This is a genomic window from Flavihumibacter petaseus NBRC 106054 (assembly GCF_000974785.1).
GTDB classification, from domain to species: domain Bacteria; phylum Bacteroidota; class Bacteroidia; order Chitinophagales; family Chitinophagaceae; genus Flavihumibacter; species Flavihumibacter petaseus.
The window spans coordinates 850,358-871,368 of record NZ_BBWV01000001.1 but is presented as its reverse complement, the minus strand read 5'-3'; the positions used below and the strand labels follow the sequence as shown (position 1 = coordinate 871,368).

17 protein-coding genes are annotated in these 21,011 nt (G+C 48.6%); 6 read left to right on the top strand and 11 right to left on the bottom strand.

The window, feature by feature from the left end; genetic code table 11:
• Entirely contained in the window at positions 1 to 1,833 is a 1,833-nt protein-coding gene (gene creD, locus FPE01S_RS03665; protein ID WP_052955482.1) for a cell envelope integrity protein CreD, read from the top strand.
• On the opposite strand, the gene FPE01S_RS03660 is transcribed toward creD, so the two are convergent.
• Entirely contained in the window at positions 1,806 to 2,333 is a 528-nt protein-coding gene (locus FPE01S_RS03660) for a class I SAM-dependent methyltransferase (RefSeq protein ID WP_046367518.1), read from the bottom strand. The two genes, creD and FPE01S_RS03660, sit on opposite strands and share 28 nt — an antisense overlap.
• Between FPE01S_RS03660 and FPE01S_RS03655 the strand changes: the two genes are divergently transcribed.
• A complete protein-coding gene (locus FPE01S_RS03655; RefSeq protein WP_046367517.1) occupies positions 2,332 to 3,483 on the top strand; it encodes a glycosyltransferase family 2 protein in 1,152 nt (383 codons plus the stop codon). The two genes, FPE01S_RS03660 and FPE01S_RS03655, sit on opposite strands and share 2 nt — an antisense overlap.
• Here FPE01S_RS03655 and FPE01S_RS03650 read toward each other — a convergent pair.
• From FPE01S_RS03650 to FPE01S_RS03625, 6 genes are all read right to left on the bottom strand, one after another.
• Positions 3,427 to 4,266: a glycosyltransferase family 2 protein gene (locus FPE01S_RS03650; RefSeq protein WP_046367516.1), complete on the bottom strand. Its 840-nt coding sequence runs from the start codon at positions 4,264 to 4,266 to the stop codon at positions 3,427 to 3,429. The two genes, FPE01S_RS03655 and FPE01S_RS03650, sit on opposite strands and share 57 nt — an antisense overlap.
• 8 nt (positions 4,267 to 4,274) lie before the next feature.
• Entirely contained in the window at positions 4,275 to 6,101 is a 1,827-nt protein-coding gene (locus tag FPE01S_RS03645; protein ID WP_046367515.1) for an ABC transporter ATP-binding protein, read from the bottom strand.
• 357 nt (positions 6,102 to 6,458) lie between these two features.
• Positions 6,459 to 7,535, bottom strand: coding sequence for an iron-containing alcohol dehydrogenase family protein (locus FPE01S_RS03640; RefSeq protein WP_046367514.1), 1,077 nt, complete (start codon positions 7,533 to 7,535; stop codon positions 6,459 to 6,461).
• 20 nt (positions 7,536 to 7,555) lie between these two features.
• Complete coding sequence (kdsB, locus tag FPE01S_RS03635; protein ID WP_046367513.1) at positions 7,556 to 8,281, bottom strand: 3-deoxy-manno-octulosonate cytidylyltransferase; 726 nt, start codon at positions 8,279 to 8,281, stop codon at positions 7,556 to 7,558.
• Positions 8,278 to 9,468, bottom strand: a complete 1,191-nt coding sequence (locus FPE01S_RS03630; RefSeq protein ID WP_046367512.1) for a DegT/DnrJ/EryC1/StrS family aminotransferase — start codon at positions 9,466 to 9,468, stop codon at positions 8,278 to 8,280. The genes kdsB and FPE01S_RS03630 overlap by 4 nt, the downstream gene beginning before the upstream one ends.
• Positions 9,469 to 9,501: 33 nt before the next feature.
• Positions 9,502 to 10,935 carry a phosphatase PAP2 family protein gene (locus FPE01S_RS03625; protein WP_046367511.1) on the bottom strand — a complete coding sequence of 478 codons (1,434 nt, stop codon included), beginning with the start codon at positions 10,933 to 10,935 and terminating at the stop codon, positions 9,502 to 9,504.
• Between the two features lie 162 nt (positions 10,936 to 11,097).
• Here FPE01S_RS03625 and FPE01S_RS03620 point away from each other — a divergent pair, with 162 nt between their 5' ends.
• Positions 11,098 to 12,552: a hypothetical protein gene (locus tag FPE01S_RS03620; protein ID WP_046367510.1), complete on the top strand. Its 1,455-nt coding sequence runs from the start codon at positions 11,098 to 11,100 to the stop codon at positions 12,550 to 12,552.
• Here the strand turns inward: FPE01S_RS03620 and FPE01S_RS03615 are convergent, their stop codons facing one another.
• Positions 12,553 to 16,032 (bottom strand): hypothetical protein, encoded by a 3,480-nt coding sequence (locus FPE01S_RS03615; RefSeq protein WP_046367509.1) that lies wholly within the window; start codon positions 16,030 to 16,032, stop codon positions 12,553 to 12,555.
• A 70-nt stretch (positions 16,033 to 16,102) separates the two neighbouring features.
• Between FPE01S_RS03615 and FPE01S_RS03610 the strand changes: the two genes are divergently transcribed.
• Positions 16,103 to 16,741, top strand: a complete 639-nt coding sequence (locus FPE01S_RS03610; RefSeq protein WP_046367508.1) for an MBL fold metallo-hydrolase — start codon at positions 16,103 to 16,105, stop codon at positions 16,739 to 16,741.
• Here FPE01S_RS03610 and FPE01S_RS03605 read toward each other — a convergent pair.
• The 3 genes from FPE01S_RS03605 to FPE01S_RS24595 form a co-directional block, all read right to left on the bottom strand.
• On the bottom strand, positions 16,733 to 18,253 hold the full coding sequence (locus tag FPE01S_RS03605) for a lipopolysaccharide biosynthesis protein (protein ID WP_046367507.1): 1,521 nt from the start codon (positions 18,251 to 18,253) through the stop codon (positions 16,733 to 16,735). The two genes, FPE01S_RS03610 and FPE01S_RS03605, sit on opposite strands and share 9 nt — an antisense overlap.
• Before the next feature lie 159 nt (positions 18,254 to 18,412).
• Positions 18,413 to 19,414 carry a cytochrome-c peroxidase gene (locus FPE01S_RS03600; protein WP_052955481.1) on the bottom strand — a complete coding sequence of 334 codons (1,002 nt, stop codon included), beginning with the start codon at positions 19,412 to 19,414 and terminating at the stop codon, positions 18,413 to 18,415.
• Positions 19,414 to 20,169: an MbnP family protein gene (locus FPE01S_RS24595; protein WP_052955480.1), complete on the bottom strand. Its 756-nt coding sequence runs from the start codon at positions 20,167 to 20,169 to the stop codon at positions 19,414 to 19,416. The genes FPE01S_RS03600 and FPE01S_RS24595 overlap by 1 nt, the downstream gene beginning before the upstream one ends.
• Before the next feature lie 36 nt (positions 20,170 to 20,205).
• Between FPE01S_RS24595 and dtd the strand changes: the two genes are divergently transcribed.
• Together dtd and FPE01S_RS03585 are read left to right on the top strand one after the other, a co-directional pair.
• The gene (gene dtd / locus FPE01S_RS03590) at positions 20,206 to 20,658 is read left to right on the top strand and encodes a D-aminoacyl-tRNA deacylase (protein ID WP_046367506.1); all 453 of its coding nucleotides are present in this window, start codon (positions 20,206 to 20,208) and stop codon (positions 20,656 to 20,658) included.
• A 3-nt stretch (positions 20,659 to 20,661) separates the two neighbouring features.
• Positions 20,662 to 21,003: a nucleotide pyrophosphohydrolase gene (locus FPE01S_RS03585; protein ID WP_157473882.1), complete on the top strand. Its 342-nt coding sequence runs from the start codon at positions 20,662 to 20,664 to the stop codon at positions 21,001 to 21,003.
• The last annotated feature ends 8 nt before the right edge of the window (positions 21,004 to 21,011 follow it).

The following is a 21,011-nucleotide window of genomic DNA, read 5'->3' as shown; positions in this document are numbered from 1 at the left end:
ATGCAAAGTGCTTTTGAAAAGTCTATATCTCCCCTTGGCCTTTCCTTCAGGATATGGGGCATCACCCAGTTGGTCTTTTCTACCCTGGTGACCGCATTGCTGATGCAGGTGGATGTGCTGCCAGACATCACGGTGGTGTATTATGTACCCCTGATCAGCGCGTTCCTGGGGTTACCTGCCTGGCTTATCCTTCGCATCGCATTGGGGCTGCTGGCATCCTCGCGCCTGAACGTCCGGTCGCGGCTCGACCGCCTCCGGTGGGTGATCGTCGTGTTGGGATGCGGTTACGGGCTGGCAGCCGGCCTGGTGCTGGTTGTACTCTGGCAGCAATCGGTAACGGGCTTTCTGACAGGATTTGCCCTGCTCAATGCCGCCTTCTTTATTGGCTGCATCACCCAGCATTCAGTTATTATGGCATATTTCCACGTAAAGCCACATCCCACCGCAGAAGCCCGCCCAACACCCGCTGCTATTCATCAAGAGCAAAATAGAACCTTAAAAAAATCCTACATGGAACAGACAAACAAAGTCCTTTACAAAGCGATTATCACTGCATTACTGATCCTGTTGCTGCTTATCCCTTCCGTCTTTATCCAGAACCTGGTCCAGGAAAGAAAAAGCCGTCAGGCGGAAGTGGTGCATGAAGTAAGCAGTAGATGGGCTGCCGGGCAAACCCTCAGCGGTTTCTACCTGTACCTGCCCTATGTGGTCTCAGGTACAACAGATAGCGGTAAGCCTTACAGGATAGAAAAACAACTCATTGTTCTTCCGGAAGAAGCCAATGTGCAATCGGTTATGGAACCGGAAGTGCGACCAAGATCCATCTACAAGGTGTTGTTGTATAAAAGCCGCAACGTTTTTCGCGGTCAGTTCCGGATCGCACCCCAGGGGGATTTTAATCTTTCCCTGGTGAAATGGCAGGATGCCAGATTATGCCTTAATATCAGCGATATCAAAGGGATTGAAGAAAAGGTACTGGTGAAACTGCAGGATCAGCAATATGAAATGCAACCCGGCACTCCCGAAACCGGCTTTGGCAACTCCGGGCTTTCCCTGCCGCTTGCATCAGTAGCAGAAGTCATAAACGGTCCTGTTAGCTTCGAATCTGTGCTCAGGCTGAAAGGCAGTGAGCAGTTGCATTTCCTTCCCCTTGCCGGAAACAGCATTTTTACGATTTCCTCACCCTGGCCCAGTCCTTCTTTTGACGGCAGTTACCTGCCGGGAACCAGGGAAGTATCAGATTCCGGCTTCCAGGCCAAATGGTCTTTCAGCAAGGCGAACCTTCCTTTCAATACCTACTTATCGGATACAAAATTTGACGCCGGTAAATTCGGATTTGGTATTACAATGGTTCAGCCTGCCGATCAGTACGCCAAAACAGAAAGAAGTGTCAAGTACGCGATCCTGGTAATAGGTCTCACGTTCTCCTTATTTTTCATCATGGAACAGATCCTGAAAAAACCTGTTCACCCTGTGCAATATGTATTGATCGGACTTGCCCTGACAATATTTTATACACTGCTATTGTCGATCAGCGAATTCCTGTTTTTTGACTGGGCCTATCTCATCGCTGCAACTGCAACGATCGTTCTGATTACCTGGTATGTCAGGGGACATTTCAAATCTTTCCGGACGGCCGCATTACTTGGAGCGGTTATCACGATGCTGTATGGATTCATCTTTGTGCTGGTCCGCCTTGAAGACACGGCATTACTGATCGGCAGCATCGGACTCTTCCTGATTCTTGGCCTGGCGATGTACGGAAGCAGAAAGGTTAACTGGTACGGAAATGAACAGCAGCAGGATCAGCCGCGCCTGGCCAGTACTGAATAGATTCCACCCTTATGATATCTTGAAGCTACCCTGTTGATAAAATCGGTTTTACCGAACCCTATGCCTTCGAAAACCTTTCCTATGTCTGCTGCCGGTACCGGATATGGCACCCACTGGTTCGCCAGTGAGGTGTCATATTCCACCAGGCAGAAAACACCACCGGGCTGCAGGCAGTCCGCCCACCTGCTCAGAAAACCTTTCTTGTCAACTACATAATGAATGGCATTGGCAATGAGAATACCGTCAGCAGCCATTTCCGGAAGTGACATGGTATTGAAATCGCCCTGCAACGTTTCTATCGCTACACCGTGCTGCTGAATCTCACGCAGCGCTCCGGAAATCGACCGGTCAATCGCCAGTATCTTGCTGTTTCCTTTCAGGCAGTTTGCCAGTGCCCTGGTGAATACACCATTTCCCGCACCCAGTTCAATCCAATTGCTCCCGTGGCTGATACCGCGACCTTCATGTTGTAACAGGCTAATAGCTGCTTCGCTTGTCATGCAGCCCGAAGTTAGCGCTATATTTGCTGCCGTGCCTGACGCTTTACTGATCGATATCGCCGTTCCTTCTTTCCGCCTCGATGAGCGGGTGTTACTTGCCATTGCTGCGCTTGAAACTCCTTCGCCATTCCGATCAAGGGTATGCGTTATATCAGATAACCCGGATGTTGACATTCCTGAATCGATATTCCGGCTCAGGGATGCTGACACGATCGACCTGATCATTCATCCCAGGAACCTGGGCATAGGGGCCGCCCGCAACACTGCGCTGGAATCGGGAAATGGTAAATGGCTGCTCTTTCTTGACGATGACATCATTCCTGAAAAAGATTTGCTTTTTGCTTACGCGGCTGCCATCATGCAACATCCTGATGCGATCGGTTTTGCCGGTGTTACTGACTTTCCGGAATCATTCAATGCCGTCACCCGTGCGCTGGAGATCAACGGCACCACAGGTCACTTCCTTGCCGCGTTACATCAACCATTACAACGATGGGCACCTACAGCCAATCTCCTCCTGAACCGTGAAAAACTGCAGAACAGGCAATTTGATACTGCACTCCGATGGAGTGGCGAGGACATGGATTTCCTGGTACGCAACAGCCTGGCACTGCAGGAGAAATATCATTCAGTTCCGGGAGCGATCGTTCATCACCCGTGGTGGAATAATGGTCAGCTGCAGACGGGTCGCCTCTTCCGCTACGGCCGGGGTGCCTGCCAGGTAGCCCGCAAAAATCCGTTAAACCGGTACACCTACCTTGATTTTACAAATACCCCCGAAACTTTATTGCTGCTGTTGCTCGTTCTGCCGGTAGCAGCCATGAACGACAGCGCCCTGTTGGTCATGCTCTTCATGGGAGCAGTATTAATGGCTGAGCTCCTGGTGAATTATATAAAGGCCATCATAGTAGGTAAAACCTTTTCGCCGCAGGTAGCACTGTCGTTATGGTGGACGAAATTCAGCTGGGAATGCGGGTACCTGCTGGAAAGCCTGGCTGTGTTTCCACCACGGCAATTTGCCCGCCGGCTGGATATGGGCTTCAGGAAAGAGAACCCCAGTCCCTTCCGCCTGAACCGATGGAAGATAATCAAGCTAGTGCTGATAGTCCTGCTGAGTAGTTTCGCTTTCTGGCGATTCAAAATGTTGTGATACACCATTTTCACACCAGGCAGTACGCGCATCAATAGCTTCCTTCAGCAACCTTTCATTTTCCTGCAGCCGCTCTTTTGCATTAACAGGATGGATCAGGTGAAATGCAACGCCACCGGCCTTCAGGAACCGCTTTTCGAAGCCCGCATTGATCAGGCGAACAACCAGTTCCTTATCCTCCATGCCCCAACCGCTGAACGCTTCATTATAGCCATTCACAGACACAATATCTTCTTTCCAGAATGCCATATTGCAACCATGAATTTCCCAGCGCTCGTCACCCTTGTTTTTGTAGCTGGTCTCAAACAATGGCCAGATGAGGGGAAACCGGATGGCACTAAGCGTGTTGGTAACGCCCTTATTGAAAATATTGATCCGGGTTTTTTTAGTGCGTATCACTGTGTCTGTAAGTTCATCATTCAGATAGATCCTGCTGGCCCTTACGAAAGTGCGCGGACGGGCGAACTTCAGGTGATCTTCAATAAAGCGCGGATGCAAAACAATGTCACCGTCTATCTGGATAATATAATCGCCGGATGCAGCGGCAATAGCAAGATTCCTGATCCTTGATAACCGGAAGCCGGTATCTTCCTGCCAGATATGTTTTACAGGAACTTTGGATTGTTTCGCGAACGCAGCAACGGTTGCCGCCGTCTCCGCCGTTGATCCGTCATCTGCCACAATGATTTCATCTGGCAGCACGGTTTGATCGATTGCACTGAGAAGACTTACTTCCAACGCGTCAGGCCGGTTATAAGTACTGATGATCAGACTGCTTTTCATAGTGTAGTTTAAGAAACCAGTACCCCAAATGTTTGCATGTCAATCAGCTTCCTGTATAACCCGTTCTGTTCCAGCAATTCCAGGTGACTGCCCTGTTCAACAATGCGACCCTGGTCCAGTACCACAATCTTATCTGCATTCTGAATTGTACTCAGGCGGTGCGCGATAACCAGTGACGTACGGTTCAGCATCAGTTTGTTAAGCGCATCCTGCACCATTTTTTCAGACTCGGTATCAAGGGCCGATGTCGCTTCATCCAATAACATGATGGGCGGATTGCTCAGTACGGCACGCGCAATACAGATCCGCTGCCTTTGTCCGCCGGAAAGTTTGATCCCCTTGTCGCCGATGTTTGTCTGGTAACCGGCTTCGGTCGCTTCTATAAAATTGTGCGCATTGGCAATGCGTGCAGCAGCTTCCACCTCAGCCTGGGTTGCATTGGGTTTTGCAAATGCGATGTTGTTGAAGATCGTGTCATTGAACAGGATGGATTCCTGGTTCACAACTCCCATCAGTGAACGCAGGGAGTCCGCAGTTACTTTACGGATATCTTTTCCGTCGATGGTTATGGCGCCGGATTGTGGTTCTATGAATTTCGGCAGCAGGTCCATCAAGGTAGACTTTCCTCCGCCTGAAGGACCCACCAACGCTACAGACTGTCCTTTCGGAATAGTGAAGGAAACATCCTGAAGTACTTTTTTATCGCCATAAGAGAAATTGACACCACTGAATTTTATTTCATGGTTAAAAGTGGAAACGGCTGCAGCATCAGGCGCATCAACGATCTGAGGTTTTTCATCAATCAGACCCAGTACACGCTCTCCGGCTGCAATGCCTGAATGGATATTGCTGAATGATTGAGAGATGGCTTTTGCCGGCCGCATGATCTGTGAGAACAAAGCGATATACGCGATAAAGTTCGCACCGTTGAGCCCCTTACCGGCCAGAACAAGTGACCCGCCATACAGAACAATACCTGCCACCATCATGACACCGAGTGACTCTGATACAGGCGATGCCAGTTGCTGGCGCTTCGCCATAGAGCGTATGATTGTTGAATAGCGTTGGTTTTCGTTCTCGAAACGGTTCGTGATAAAATTGACTGCATTGAATGCCTTGATGATCCGCATGCCATTCAAAGCTTCATCCAGGTAGCTGATCATCATGCCATAGGAGGTCTGTGACGCCGAGGCCTGCTCCTTCAGTTTTTTGACGATTTTTGAGATAACAAAAGCCGAGACAGGAATAATCAGCATAGACACCAGTGTCAGCTTATAAGAGATGATAAACAACATTACCAGGTAGGTAAGGAGGGTCAGTGGTTCTTTGAACAAGACCTGAAGGGTACCGGTAACGGAATATTGCACCACCTGAACATCAGATGCAATTTTACTGATGATATCTCCTTTCCTTTCGTTATTAAAATAGCCGAGGTGTAATTTCATTACATTGTTGAATACCGACCGGCGGAGGTTCAACAAGGTATGAATACGAAGATTCTCCATGATGCGGTCTGACAGGTAACGAAAAAAATTACCGATCACAACAGACAATACTATTGTTGCACAAACAAGCTGCAACGTGCGGGTTGCCCCAAAACGACTGTTAGCCAATCCGGCATAGTAATTAAACCACTTAAAAATATCCAGGGCATGCTCGGGCTTAACCAGCTGCTCTGGATGGGCATTCTGATTAAAGATGGTTGTAAGCAACGGAGCTACCAGCGCCAGGTTAAGGGTGCTGAAAATCACGGCCAGTAAAGTGAACAATATGTAGGGAATTGCAAACTTCTCAATCGGTCGGGCGAACGACAATAATCTGAAATAGGTCTTCATAATCTAGCAACATTGACAATCTGCGGGAGGAATAAGTTGTATGGGGGTCACGATTTACCGGTTTATTGCAGTTATCAGGAACCTTTTACCGTACTGTTTCATGAATTCGGTCTCATTCCTGCTGATCCTCAGCGGAAAACGTATATGTGCTCTACATATAAATAATTTAAATGATTGCATGGTGGGCATTGATGCTGCAAAATTAGTTCCCGCGAATTGTTTTTCCGGTAATAATTGTCACCATGTTCCTATTCGTTAATCAGCTGGCTCCGGGGTTAATGGGTAGGGCGAGAAGGGAGGGTTAACGGCTAAAAAAAGGCCGGGATCATTCCCGGCCTGTAAACTTCCCGAAACAGCTCAGAGCCGCTCGTAAAGCGCTCTCAGTTTCTTTGCATCGATCTTCTCTTTCCAGTCTTTACCCAGGGCGTTTTCCCAGAGGGGAGCCATGCCGAGCGACACGTTGATCATGGTGTCGAACTGCGCATCAGTCAATCCTTTGGTGATATGCTGGGGGATGTCAATATTGTGTTTTTTCACCATTTCCTTAAACTTCGCCACTCCTTCCGGATAGTATTCTTCCAGCTTGTCAAAAACGATACAGTTACCAATCCCGTGTTTGGTCCCGAGCAGGTAGGACAGACCATAGCTGACCGCGTGTGCTACGCCAACCTGGGAATAGGCGATACTCATGCCGCCTGCATAGGATGCCATCATCAGTTTTTCATCTGAATCTGAATCCCAGTTGTTTTTTTGAAGAAAGATCTCTTCGCAAAGCTCCTGTGCTTTTTCACCGTAAGATTTGCTGAATGCATTGAGATAGGTACCTGTCAGTGATTCCACGCAATGGATATAACAGTCCATCGCTGTATAGAAACGCTGATTTACCGGCACGCTGGCAGTAAGTGAAGGATCCAGGAGGATCTGGTCGTATACTGTATAGTCGGAATTCATGCCAAGTTTGCGCGTGGGACCGGTCAGTACACAGGTACGGCTGACTTCGGCACCTGTTCCGGAAATAGTGGGCACGCCCACTTTATAAACGCCCGGAACCTTTACCAGGTCCCATCCCTGGTAGTCAGCAGAAGATCCCGGATTGGACATCATCAGGGAAACAGCCTTGGCCATATCCATCACTGAACCGCCACCGATACCAATAATGCCCGATACAGTTCCGAACGCTGCGGTCAGTTCATCGCGCAGTTTGTCAACATAGGTGGTTTTGGGTTCGTGTGTTACGTCGATGATCACGATCTTATCCTGGCCCTCCAGGGGTATCCTGTTCAGGAAATCGGGTTTGTCGCGGAAATACTCATCAACGAAGAATATCATTGGGGCATTGTCCTTCCGCTTGGGTGCGATGATCTCGCCCAGCTGATCGAAGGAACCATTGCCATACACTACATAACCGGTCAACTTAAAGTTTCTGAATTTCATAACCGTTGTTTTCTGTTCGCTTATAATAACCGTGTTGCTTTTTCCAGATCTTCAGGCGTGTCAATCTCCACGCCCATATAATCAGTTACCACCATCTTCATCCGGATACCGTTTTCAAGATACCTGAGGCACTCGATTTTTTCTGCGGCTTCCAGCGGACTGACCGGCAATGCCGTAAAATCGATCAGCGTTTTTTTTCGAAAAGCGTATACACCGATATGTTCGTAATAGACGGGTTTAACTTCCTGATTACGATGATAGGGGATGGGTGAGCGGGAAAAGAATAATGCATTGCCGTTAAGATCGATGGCAACCTTTACGAAATTCGTATTGCTGATAGATCCGGGATCGGTAAGTACCTGCATGAGCGAGGCGACCTCTACCGATTCGCCGGCAGGACCCTGAAATACCTGCAGCAGTTTTTCAAGCGGTGCCCTTTTCGTAAAAGGTTCGTCGCCCTGAACATTTACAACGATGTCAGCATCCATCTCCGCAGCCGCTTCAGCAATCCGGTCTGTACCGCATTCATGTTCCTTTTTACTGCGGATGGCTTTGCCGCCATTCGATACGATTTCGTTATAGATCAGGTCGTGATCACATACCACGGCAACATCATCAAACAGGCCGGTACTGACCGCTGCTTCATATGTTCGCAGGATCACCGACTTTCCGGCAAGGTCAGCCAGCATTTTTCCCGGGAATCGGGTAGCTGCATAACGGGCGGGTATCAACGCAATTGTTTTCATATGGCAGATTGAATGGCTGCTTTCAGTTTGTATGCTTTGTCAGCTATATCTTCTTCAGACCAGTTAAGGTTGATCAGCATGCAGATGCAGCGGTTGATAATGGCGTCAGACACCGGGAAGGTTTTATCCTCATATTGTCTGAGATAATCCCGGAGCGCCGGCGCAAAGGGAGAAAGGGCAATACCGTTTTTGAAGTGGTCCCATTTGCGGAAATAGTGCCAGTTATTATCAAAATAGTAAAAGCTGGGAAGACCGCTTGCTTTCATGGCTGCTGCGGCTTTTGCTGCTGTTGTTTGATCCGGTAGAAAGATCTCGAGGAAAGTGGCGCTGTCACCTGCTTCATCATGAATCTTCCGGAAACTCACCTGTGGAATATCCTGCAAAGAGGCTTTCAGTTTTTTCTTTGTGTTGCGTTGTATTTCCAGAAAGGTATCCAGCTTGCGCCACTGGGCGAGACCTACTGCAGCATGCAACTCCGAAATACGGAAATTGTATCCGAGAAACGGATGAAGATCGGCACCACGGTCAGCACCGAGGTGGTCATGCCCGTGATCGGAGAATCCGTCAGATTTAATGAATACTGATTCATTATTGGTAAGAACAGCACCGCCTTCTGCACAGGTAACCGTCTTTACAAAGTCAAAGGAAAATGTTCCTGCGTCACCGATCGTGCCAAGGTATTTTCCTTTATAGCTGCCGCCAATTGCCTGGCAGGCATCTTCAAGCAAAATCAGGTCATTTTCCCTGCAAATGTCCTGCAACGCATCCAGGTCAGCCATAGCGCCGCACATATGAACAGGCATAATAGCTTTCGTATGGGGAGTGATCGCTGCTTTCACGGCTGCCGGGTCGAGCGTAAGGCTCTCATCAATGTCTACCAGCACGGGAGTGGCTCCTGCTGAAAGAACAGCTTCGAAACTCGCCACAAAAGTGAAACAGGGCATGATCACTTCGTCGCCTGCGCCGATTCCCAATGCTGCCATTGCGGTGGTCAGTGCAGCTGTTCCGCTGGAGGTCAGCTGAACATATTTTACATTGAGTTTATCGCTGATGGCTGCTTCCAGCTCCTTAGCTTTCCAGATGCCTTTGCGGGCGCCGTCAAAGCCATATCGCATCAGGATGCCTGTTTCCAGCACCTCATTGACTTCTTTTCTTTCTTCTTCGCCGAAGCGTTCAAATCCGGGCATAAAGGCAAAATTTCCGGCAAAATTAGGGATGTTTCACCAGAGATAGGCCGTGAGGCCGAGACCGATGGCAATATGGGAAAAATCGATGATCTCCGAACTCAGGTACTTGTAAACGACATTGCCTTTGTCATCAAGGTCATCAATCATATCCAGCTCAAAATTGTGGCGGGAATGAAAATACTTCCCATACAGCTTGATGGCAACGTTCCTGGAAACTCTTTTTGCAAGGCCGGCTCCGCACGACCAGCTGAACGTACGCTCCGGTTTATAGCGGTAAAACGGATAATCGTTTCTTTCCAGGAATTCTTTCCATTCAGCATTGAGCAGCAACTGAATATTTCCCTGTGCTCCCGAACTCACTCCTGCGCACCAGTTTGCCGAAATGAACCAGTTATGGGTCAGCGGCAGACTGAAGAAAGGGCCCAGCTCCAGGTACCGTACGCCCATTGGCTGGGTATAAATTCCGTCAGCTATGGAATCAAGCTCCGGTGACAAATCTGAAAGGTTGAAATTGTCACTGTTCATCGGAAAACTCGTAAACGCAAACTCCCCGCCAATACCTACATTTTTATGAAAGAACCAGGCGCCCTGCAATCCAAGATTAAAACCATCTTTTGCTTTCACTTTTTCATCGGTCACAGTTATGTCCCTGTGCAGGGCTGTCGCATAACCGATCCGCATTTCCAGGAAGCTGGGTTTGTTGGTGACGGGAAATGGCGTCTGTCGCAGCGGCTTGTGTGCTTCCTTTTCCTTGAACAGCTTGTCCGCAAAAACATAGCCCAGCTCCGTAGACAGAATGCCGATGCCCGCTCCCGCCAGAACATCAGATACCCAATGCCGGTTGTTCAGTTCCCTGCTGATGCCGGTGACCGTCGCCGCACCGTATGCGGCAACGCTGTAAAGGGGACTCCTGTACTGACCATATTCCTTGTGAAGAAAAGTGGCATTCATGAATGAGTTCGCCGTATGACCGGAAGGGTAGGAATTGCGTTCTGTTCCGTCGGGCCTTTCCACTTTTGCCGTATACTTTACGGTATTAACCAGGATTGCCATGGTCACTGCCGAAAAAACATACGATACACTTGCCCGCTTGAGCGTATTCTTTCCTTTTACACCGGCTGCATTCAGGCCGAATACCGCCACAGCCGGCATGTACTGCAGGTAGTCGTCGTAGTGATGCCGGAAGGTGGGAATATAGCGATTCCTGAAATCACGTATTTCCTTCCGTTCACCCCATAATAACCAGGAAGCAGTCAGGAAAGCAGCCGGAGCAATAGAGATCTGTACTGCACGACTTTGCCAGAAACTCTTTTTGGTAATGACTGTGTCCAATCGAAGGTGCGCCGTATCAACAACTGTTTTACTGCTATCGGTTACTATTACCTGGCCAGAGGCAGGTATAACCATGAATAGTGTTGAAATAATGACCAGCCAATGCAGTCGGTTGTTGGTGTTTCGGGGCTCCATGCGCTTTCTCGTTGCCGAACATAGTATAAATAATTTAATATCTTCCTTGTCTTGTGGGAAAGATTTTTAAATGTCGCGGTGCCCCCGGGTCACCGAAATCAAACACACCGGCAATTATCTGATAAAGTCGGTTTAACTTAACTGCCAATTACAGCGACAATTATGCATTGTAAAATTGCTTATCTGAAGATATTGGGGGTGCTGATCCTTTTGATCAGCCATTTCAGCACGGCCGCTCAGGACGCCAACTACTGGAGCTCCGCGTATGGTCCCGGCAGCTTTTTTATGCCGGGTGGTGTTGTTGCCTATAACGGCGACAGCGGCGTACTGTTTGTCAATCCTGCCCTCCTGGCTTACAGCCGGAACAATGCAGCTTCCATTTCCGGTACCTTGTACCAGATCCAGCAGGTGACCATTAAAAACGGGGCGGGAACCAGCCTTGATCTTAAATCCAGCCACGGAACTATCGTTCCTTTAATGATCGCCCACTCGATCCCTTTTAAATTAAAACTTCCCTTCAGCCTGGTATATGCCATCACCACCCGCCCGGTACTGAATTACAGTGCTACACAGCGCAGGGAAATGACGGACAATGTGCTCAATGACAGTTATTCCCCCGGTGACGAAGTGTTTATCGGGCAGTATTCCTTAAACAACAGCAGTTCTGAAACATCCTTCATCCTGAGCGGAGGACTGGCGCTGAGTGATCACTGGACGGTAGGGGTGACGCTAGAGGGGTTGATGCATAAAACTGATTACATCAACAATGCGAAACTTCGTGCCCTTCAGAATGCCGGCAGTGATACAATACTTTTTCCACCGGTTTCATCAGTGGAAGCATATTATCAGCTCAATGCCTGGTCTGTTGGCGGCAGGATAAAAGGTGGTATTTCGTACCGGCCAAACGGGCATCATGCATTTGGCCTGATGATAACGTCGCCGCTGGTAAACCTTATGGGGTCAGCTACGCTGCTGGCAGATGAAGAGATCAGCGATCTGCAGTGGATTCCCGGCATTCCGCTGAACGTACTGGCCAGCACCCGGCAGACCAACCTGAAAAGTAAATGGAAAATGCCCGTTAGTATCGCAGCTGGTTATACCTGGGATTTTGAAAAGGGTCAACTCTACCTGGCTTCTGAATATTTTGGTAAAGTGGATGACTATAACGTGGTAACGCCAAGAAATGAGGCATTTATCCGCCCGGATACCGCGGCGCGCAACACCACGCAGATGCTGCGATTCCATGATGCCCGGCAGGCCGTGATGAATTTCGGTATCGGATGCAGTTTTGACCTTAAAGAAAAAATCCGCGGTTACGTTTCCTTACGCACCGATTTCTCGTATGCAACAGATAACCTGTTCGGCAACCGTGATGGCTACAAAGTCAATGTTTCCGATATTAATATTTATCATGCACAGATAGGCGCTAACCTGCTGAAGAAAAAGTTTAACCTGAGAGCGGGTCTCCTATTGTCTTACGGTAAGTCCAACGATTATCAGCAAGTGGTCAATTTTGACGATCCCAAAGACAGCAATGTGCTGCTGGGTACTCCCGGAAAAACAAGTGCCACCACTTTTACTGTGGCGGCACTTGTTTCCTATCTCTATAATTTCTGATCAGAAGTCAACCCCAAGGGCGAAATACCAGATTGGCTTTCCCTTAAAAAACCCGCTCATGTCCCAGGCTGTATCCAGGCGCATGAAATAACCAAGCAAGGTACTCCGGGCGCCAAAACCGTAGCCGCCAACGAATGGGCCAATACCGCCCGCCTTGATCTTCACGCGGACGTCGCCTTCAGTGTAAACCACTTCGGGACGCTGCATGCTTTTCGGAGAACCATCCCATGCTGAGCCAAGATCAATAAACTGTGTCAGTTGGAAATTGCGGACAAACGCATTGTTGATCGGACGTTTCAGCAAGGTGGTAAATACCGGGAAACGGAATTCACTGTTGATGACCATCGCATTGTTTCCATTAGAAACATTCTGTTTGTGGCCGCGAAGGTTAACCGCCAGTGCCTGGAAGGAATAGTCCTGTGGTGAAGGCACATTTTCATAATTGGCTTTCGGAAACAACCAGCCATCCTGGCCACCAAGGTAGTACACGATTTTCTGGTCACCCCACGAGGCGTCGCCGGCTACACGGGCTGCCCAGATAAAATTGCGAAAGATCGGATAATAATAACGGGCATCGAATCCGAGGTTGAAGCCGGTACGGCCGCCTTCCTCCTTCGATTTATTGATCTGTGAATTATAGTCCGCATAGATCTTGTAACGCAGGCCATTCCAGATATTGGTTGACTTTTCAATGGAGTTGTCATATACATACTCCAGTCGCAATAATCCATATGATTTTTTCGCATCAGGAGTATTAATGATGTCTCCATTGTCACCTGGAATGAAAATGCTCTTGGTCACCATTTTATCGTTACGTAACCCTGCATTTATCCTTACGCTCCTGATCCTGTCAAACGGATACCGGATACCTGCCTGGAACAAATTGGTGTACATCTTGGCTGGTACCAGCATGGAGGACTTATAAATGGTAGTACCAACATCCGTCCGCCGATAGTAGAGTGCAGTATAATCAATTCTTTTCTTCAGATAGTCAAACCTCGCCATGTATTCAGAACCAGAATTAAACAATGATTGTGAACCGGGAATGAAAACATTAGGATCGCCAACATACACCGGTACACCCTGTCCTGCAGTATTGATCAGCGGAGCCCTTACCATACCGGTAAAACGGAGATCTTCCAGCAGATCATATACCGTCACTTTCAGCATGCCGTTAAAACCATTGTTGGAGCTGTTGGTTACCGGCAGCGATCCGTTGAAGGTCTCATAGCGGGTGATCAGTACGTCATTGTTGAATAGCGAACCCGTTACCTGTTCTACAGCAAATTTCAGACGATAGTTGAATCTTCCGGCTTTATTCAGCACTGAAGGCGTTTCAACTTCTTTTTTACCACTATTGATGAGATCGGTCAGTGCGGAATCTGCTTTCTCTGCACTGAATTCCGATTCAAAGGCATTTTGCTTTTTACTGGTATCCGAAACCGGGGGGCGTCCCTGCTGGTATTTCAACGCATCCCCTGCCTGCACACGCATCTGGTCCATCGTTCGCCTGCGGAAATCAGTAGGTCTGGGGTTGACATTGCGTTTCCTTAAGGTTGCTTCATCCACTTTCAACTTGTAGAGGAATTTCAGTTCTCCCTCCTGCCTTACTTCACTGACCTGGTCCTTATCTCCTGCAGATTTCGTTTCCACCAGGCCGCTCTGGTAATTCGTGATCGGAAAAACATAAGCGGAGTCGTTGGTGATGGCAAATGTAAAAATGGTGTCAGGTTCCTGCTTTCCATAAAATCGCAGCAGGGAATCTATATCCTTGTATTCCGGGTTGCGCAGTACATCATCGCCGATCTGGTAGATGGTATCGACGCCGACCCTCGAAGTAGTGAAGAATCCCGCAAAGCGGTTATTGATGCCGTTCTCATCGGCCGCGAAAGTGAAGTGGGAGGTGTTGTATTGTGTCGGATAACGTGCATTGCCATATTTGAGCCGCGATAATTGTGAGATCTGCCTGAACTCGCTTTTGTTGAAGTTATCTACCAGGAAGATATTGAACCGGTTATTTGAGGGAAGGATGGTATCTCCTGTACCCGCAGCGGCCGAAGGACGGTTTGACGCATAAAGGATACCCATTTTGTTGGGGAAAGCAGCAAAGCTGGGATCTAGATCGTCGTAAATATCATTGGTGATCTGTTCCGCCCGTTCGCGGTCGATCTTAAACGTGTAGATATCCGACTGTCCGTTTTTAACGGCACTCATCAGGAGTGTGTTGTCATCAGTCATGAACTTAACGTCCTGGATCTGGTCAAATTCAAGAGTCAGCTTGTCTTTTTTCAACCGCGAAAAAATGTCATACGTGAACATGCGGATCTTACCTTCATGATTATACACTACCAGGAGCTTATTTCCCTTACCATTCCAGGCAAGGAGGGGATAGTGAGGGTCCTGTTTTGCATCCAGGCTCCGGATATCATTTCTGAGCAATACTTTTTTGGTGGTATAATCTTCGTAGTAGATCACACACTGTAATCCTTTTTTCCATTCCACAACAGCATACGACTGGCTGCGGGGTGCCGGATTGGGGGAGAAGTTGTAAAAGTCCTTATACTTGGAAGTCTCTTCCACTACAGACATCGATCCTTTCGGATTGTTGCGGCGGCTTTTGATATCCTTGTAATATTTGTCTTCGTAATAGGCCATGGCATCTTCCAGCACATCTCTGAATTTCTTTTTACAGATCCGGTTCGACGCTCCGTTCAGGTTCCTGTAAAGACGGGCCAGGTAAAGGAAGTATTTGGTATTCTCTTTTTTATACACTTCTTCGATGTAACGCCAGAAAGCATGCCCGGCGAGTCCCGGCCGGTCAAAGGCGAACTGGCGAAAATCTTTGTATGTTCCTGCGAGTACGGCAGACTTCAGCTGGTCGTCCAGTTCCGTGCTCCAGTTTTCCGCGGCATAGGATACAAACCCATCAGTGAGCCATTTGGGCAGATCCAGCAACGCCTGGTTGGTGGCAAATTCGCCCAGGTCATCACCAAACAGGATATTGTCCAGCAAAATTTTCGCTATCCCCTGCCTGACCTGGATGCGCAGGTTTTCATGATTGCTGTTGAAGTACACCACCATCTTGTTGTTGACCAGTTTAGTGTTGCCTCCATTGGTCTGCCAGTCAGTAGTGAGCCCGATATTGGTTTGCTGCAGCTCGTTAAAGCTATTGTACAAAATAAGATTGGCTCTTCGTTGTAAGCCGTATTCCATGAATGTTTCAAGCTCCGGCAACTCCGCCTCTGCCATCTGGGCGACGGTCTTCGCCAACGGTTCCCCATGCTGATAGAAATAGGTGTTGAAGTTGACGGTCTGGTAAAATTGCCATTTGAACTTCTGGTATTGCACCCTGTTTTTTCCGAATTCAACTGTGTTCACCTGAGCTTGAGCGGGAAGGGCAGTTAACATCGGGTAAAGGAAAATCAGTACGGTCACCTTGGTCAAAACACTCAAAAACGAATGATTCTTCGGAAATTGCATATCCAGCGATTGTGGTCTAAAATTATGTTTTTCAACCTTATCAGGGAAATCCCCTGAAAATAATAGAGCTATGTTAACAGTTCGCCAATTTGTGTTCAGTCCCCTTCAGGAAAACACCTATGTTTTGTATAACGGGGCAGGTGAAGCAGTGATTATTGACCCGGGATGTTACCGGCAGGAGGAGGAGCGGGAGCTGGCAGATTTCCTTACTGACCATCATCTCCAACCGAAATGGCTGCTAAACACCCATTGCCACCTGGATCATATTTTCGGCAACCGTTTCGTATACCAGCAATGGAAGCTCGAACCCCATATCCACCCCCTTGAACAGAAAATCCTGGATTTGTCACCGGAAGCCGGCCGCCGCTGGAATCTCCCCTTCCGGCCGTATGAAGGTCCCGTCCATTATATACGAGAAGGAGACAGTGTCGGGTTGCGGGGGGATGAACTGAAAGTCATTGAGGCCCCGGGCCACTCTCCGGGTCATGTTTGTTTTTATAAGGAAGACCAGCAGTTCCTCATCGGGGGCGACGTTTTGTTCCGGCGCAGCATCGGCCGAACCGACCTTCCAGGCGGCAACCACGCCCAATTGCTGGACAGTATCCGGAAGAAGTTATTTGTGCTCCCGGACGAAACCCGCGTATTCCCCGGTCATATGGAGGTAACAACAATCGGCGAGGAAAAGAAATTTAATCCGTTTCTAACCTGACGGAGAGGGCCGTTTTCTCAGGAACGGCAGGTTCAGCCTTTCAAATTCACGTTTCTCTACCCTGGCTACGAAAAGTGTAAATCCGGCCAGCAGGATTGTTCCGGTCAGTATACTGAACCAGATCGGGGAATACAGCTGCAGCAATCCGCGATGGGCAACTACAAGGATGGACACGATAGCCAGGTAAGCCAGTAACTTTTTCCGCGCATAGGGTATGGGGTAAAAACGCTGTCCAAGCACATAGCTGCTTACCATCATCAGCAGATAACAGGTAAAGGTTGCCAGTGAAGCGCCCAGGTAGTGGAGTTTCGGAATGAGGAGCATATTCAGCACGATGGTCACTACTGCCCCACCGATGGTGATCCAGGCACCATACAGGTTCTTGCCTGTAAGTTTATACCAGATACTGAGATTGTAATAGATCCCCAGGAAAATATTACCCAGTGCCAGAATGGGAACAATATAGATACCCTCGCCCCATGCTTTCGATTTCAGGGTAATAATCCATTTCAGTACATCGAGGTAGAGTCCGATGAGCAGGAACATGAAACAGCACGCCAGCACAAAGAATTTCATGATGCGCGCATAATTCTTCTGGGCACCTTCATTTTTTGACTGGCTGAAGAAAAATGGCTCGGCAGCCATCCGGAACGCCTGGATCATGATCGTGATTAGTACCGATAAACGGTAAACATTGGCGAATATACCCAGCTCATGCTTAGCCTGCTCTGCCGGAAGATCCACCACATGTTGGTAAACCAGGCGGCTCAGCATATCATTGATCATGCCGCCAAACCCAACGATGATCAGCGGATAGCTGTATTGCATTACCTCCTTCCACAGGGGCTTGTCAAATTCCCAATGAATTGTTTTCCATTCCGGCAGGAGCAGGAAGAGGGTGGCAAGGCTACCCAGAAGATTGCCGATCAGGTAATAACCGATGCCGATGTTCATATTCTGGATCATCCGGAGCGGACTATCCGGGTTGCGTGACACATACCCGGGCAGCACGCCCAGAAAGGTGATGATCACCAGGAGATTGACCAGAACACCCGATAACCGGACAAAAGCATACCGGCGAGGCCTGTTTTCCTGCCGCAGCTTTGCAAAGGCAAGTGTAGACAATGCATCAAAAAAAATAATGCCGCACATCCAGGTGACATACTCAGGATGATCCTGGAGACTGGCCGCACTGGCAATTGCACCCCTGCACAGGTAAAGCACGGTGATCATCAGGATGCTGCTCACCAGCAGTGAAACGGAAAGGGTATTATAGAGATGATTTTTGTCGCGGTCCTGGGAAAATTTAAAATAAGCTGTTTCCAGGCCATAGGTGAAAAGTACGTTCAGGAATGGTATTATCGCGTATACCTGGCTGATATCAGCCGTTCTGGCCGGCTGCGCAAACAGAAAGGGTAGCGCCATATTCATCAGGTATCCGAGAAAACGGGTAACGATGGTGGGTACGCCATACCATAGGGTCTGTCCGGCCAGTTTTTTAATGTCGCTCAATCAGGGAGGTTTGCGCAAAAATAGGTTGAAATCGAATTAACAAAATTATCACGCAGTACCGGGGAAAATACGGGTCTGTTGAATCATCTTTTTAAACATATTTGCTCCGGGATGCCATCAATTAGCCATTAAACCTTTCCCGGCCTTACCGCAGGTAACCTATTGTTGAGGAGAAAACAACGGATTGCTGATAAAAGCTGAATCCGTGAGCGCACGGAAAAATGCTGTAAGCAGTCCCCTTTCCCCCTGGGAAAGGGGAATTTTTTTATCATAATGTTCCAGCACCTCCGCAAGGCTGTTAAACCTGCCATCATGCATATAAGGAAAAGTGACGGCAACATTCCTGAGACTCGGTACTTTGAATTTCAGATAATCCTCCTGCCTACCGGTAATGCGCATCCGGCCGGAATCTTTCCTTACCGGGTCGATCGGCAGGCCGTCATCTTCGAAGCTGTTATTGGTAAAAAGGGGCTCAGTGTGACAATTGGTGCACTGTTTGGCTTTGAACAATTCATATCCGGCTGCCTCGTTCACGTCAAATGTAGCCGTACCACGCATTACCCTGTCATATTTTGAGTTGTCTGATATCAGCATTAGTTCGAACTGAGACAAAGCTTTCGTCATATTCTGAACGGTTATTTCCTCGCTTCCGAAAGCTGCCTTAAAAAGCTTCGGGTAGTCGGGGTCGGCCTGCAGTTTTTCCAGCACTCCGGGTAAAGTTTCAGCCATTTCGTTGGGTGCAGTAATTGGAGCCAGCGGTTGCAGGTCCAGGTTGGGAATTGCTCCATCGTGATGAAATTCTTTTAGCCAGGCCAGGTTATACAGGGCCGGAGCATTTCTCGTGGTAAACTGGTTGTTGAATCCATGGCTGAACGCATGATCGAAGTTGGCAAAGGCTGCAAAAGGCTGGTGACAGCTGCCGCAGGGAAAATTCCCATCCAGCGAAAGCCTGCCATCAAAGAACAACCTTTTTCCCAGCTCAAATCCCTGCCTGGTGACGGGATTGGAAGCAAAATCATAAACCGGAGCCGGCCAGCCGTCGGGAACAGAAAACGCTATTCGTTCTCCGGCAGGGTCACTTCCATCCCGGTTGCAGGAAGTTAGCACCATTACCGCCAGAATCGCCAGGCAACCGCGCTGTATATTCAGAGGCCAGGTCATTATTGAATTACCCAGTTGGTGAGAGAAAAGGAGCCGGCGAAATTGTCAGCGAGCCTGGCACTGTTTTCACCGGGAGTCATTTCAACCGGTGTGTCAGCAATTCTTAAGGGAAGTGATGCATTAAAGAAGAGATCCAGCTGGCAGGTCAGGTCAAGGTGAAGTGTCTGTCCGGAAGTGAGTACCCACTGTTCATCCTGGTTCAATATTGCCTGGAAAGTCCGTATTGCTGACCAGGGCGAACGGAATCCACCGATATGGTACTGAAAAATTTTATCTGGTTCGGGTGACGCATCAGAATGTCCTTCAAACTTCAGAAAGATATAACCACTGTTCCAGGTCCAGAACATTCCCAAAACCGGATCAAGCGCTCCGGTCTGTACACCGCTCACGTTCCTTGCGCTGTCTACACCGAGCAACAGATTGATCTGATCGTATGTTCCCGGCTGTATGGGTACGCGCAGGGTATGTGTTTCTGGTTTTGCCAGGTCAAAAAGTTGGTAGCTGTCGTTGAACTGTTCGGCAGATTCCTGCCCGGAAAGCCGGTATTGCCCTATATAAAATCGCAATGCATCAGGTCTAAGTGTTTCTCCGAAAACAGTGGAATAATCCTGCCCCGGTACAAATGGGCTACCATTCATTTCTACGCTGATCGCCAGTTCCAGGTAGGCGCTCTCTGCGTTTTCACGGCTGTCTTCTTTACGGCAGCCAACCAGGATGAGTAAGGGGAGCAGAAAAATGGTAAGCGGATATTTCATGTTATTTTCGGCAATCAACCTGAAGTTACGATTATTATGAGAGTGGTTATTCAAAGGGTGCGGAAGGCATCTGTTACCATCGCAAAGCAAGTAAATGCCCAAATTGAAAAGGGGCTACTGGTGCTTGTTGGCATTGAAGACAGCGACAATGACGAAGACGCAGCATGGCTGGCCGGAAAGATTTGCCAGCTCCGGATTTTCGACGATGCTTCGGGTGTTATGAATCTTTCCGTCAGGGATATTGACGGGGATCTGCTGGTGGTAAGCCAGTTCACCCTGCATGCCAGTACCAGGAAGGGAAACAGGCCGTCTTATATCAGGGCCAGTAAACCTGACAAGGCGATTCCGCAATATAAAAGATTTGTGTCTTTATTGACTGCAGAAATGGGAAAACCGGTCGGGACAGGCATTTTCGGGGCAGATATGCTGGTTGCGCTGGAAAATGATGGTCCCGTTACCATCTGGATGGATACTAAAAATAAAGAATAAGGTATGGAAGACATGACATTGCGGGCAGCACAGGAAACAGTGGACCAGTGGATCAAAACAGTTGGTGTCCGCTATTTTTCGGAATTGACCAACCTGGGAATTCTGATGGAGGAAACAGGCGAACTCGCGAGGATCATGGTTCGCCGCTATGGTGAGCAATCCACCCGCCCCGGTCAGGAAGAATCTTCGCTCGAAGAAGAGATGGCTGATGTACTGTGGGTATTGCTCTGCCTGGCCAATCAGACCGGCACCGACCTTACCAAAGCACTCCGGCAGTCTATCGAAAAGAAGACCAAACGGGATGCCGACAGGCATCGGAATAACCCGAAACTGGGCAATATCTAATATATTTG